This is a genomic window from Psychrobacillus mangrovi, assembly GCF_037104765.1.
Taxonomy (GTDB): domain Bacteria; phylum Bacillota; class Bacilli; order Bacillales_A; family Planococcaceae; genus Psychrobacillus; species Psychrobacillus mangrovi.
This window is the reverse complement of the sequence record NZ_JBAWSY010000048.1, coordinates 1-1,347: the sequence shown is the minus strand read 5'-3', so window position 1 is coordinate 1,347 and position 1,347 is coordinate 1. Positions and strand designations below refer to the sequence as shown.

At 41.0% G+C, this 1,347-nt stretch carries 1 pseudogene; it reads right to left on the bottom strand.

The window, feature by feature from the left end:
- Nucleotides 1–100 precede the first annotated feature (100 nt).
- Nucleotides 101–1,272: pseudogene (locus tag WAX74_RS20915) on the bottom strand (IS3 family transposase).
- Between the last annotated feature and the right edge of the window lie 75 nt (nucleotides 1,273–1,347).

The window sequence follows — 1,347 nt, the reverse complement described above, 5'->3', positions numbered from 1 at the left end:
CGACGTTTTTTCTTTTGCTACCGCGCTACCGCTTGCTGGGATGGTGAAAACAGGATAGGTCAAAACCATACCTATCCTATTTCCACCATCTCTAATTTTCTCACCCGGCAACTGATAGTCGACGTTTATTGTACGTTTGTTCGAAGTCTACCGGACTTAGATAACCCAACGTGGAATGTCTACGTCTAGTGTTATAAAATCCGTTGATATAATGCCCGATTGCTTTAATGGCACCTTCTCGTGTTTCCCATTGGTAACGATAAATTAATTCTTTTTTGATGGTCGCATGGAAGGACTCGATACAAGCATTATCATAGGGATCTCCCTTGCGACTCATACTTCCTCTCATTTTTCTTTCAAGCATTAGATTCGTATAATCATTAGAACAATATTGTGCCCCACGGTCGGAATGATGGATAAGCCCTTCACCAGGATCCCTCACCATAATTGCTTGTTGGAGAGCTGCCAACGGCAACTCTTTTTTCATATCGGTCCCAATGCTCCAACCTACAATCTTTCGAGAAAACAGATCCATCACACTCGCCAAATATAGCCATCCTTGAATGGTCCAAATGTAAGTAATATCTGTTACCCATGCCACGTTGGGGGCGTCGACCATGAATCGACGTTCCAATAGATTTGGATAGATAAAGTGTTTGTGATTGGAATCGGTCGTCACTATATAAGGGGTCTCGGGTGTTGCGCGGAGCCCCATTTCTCGCATTCTTTTTCCTACTGTTCGCTCACAAAGACTTATCCCGTGCTCTTGGAGTTCCCGCGTGATTCTTGGGCTTCCATACGTGCCATGGCTCTCTATAAAACAAAGGTTGATTTTTTGATTAATTTTTTCTTTTTCTTTGTTTATCTGATCTCGCTTCCAATTATCCCTTAACCATTTGTAATAACCACTCGAAGATACCTCTAAAACTTCACACATCTTCACCACGCGAAATTCATGTTGGTATTTCTCCATGAATGAAAATATCACGTGTGGTTTTTGGCGAAGACATGCATGGCCTTTTTTAATATTTCATTTTCCTCCTTCAGCTCTTTTTCATTCTTCTCCAATTCGGCTATCCGCCTTTTTAATTCCATAGAAGAGCTTAGCTCACCGTCACTCAATAGGGCTTGTTTCTGTTTGTAAACTCTAACCCAATCACGTATTCTTTCTGGTTTTACTCCATACTCATATGCCAATTCGGAAGCTTTTCTTCCGTCTTCTACAACTAATTTTACTAGATATTCTCGCATTTCTCTTGATAATACAGCCATCCTACACACGCTCCCTTAATTTACTTTTAGTATGAGGGTCGTGTTTTAACATGTCCACTTTTTATGCTAACTCTA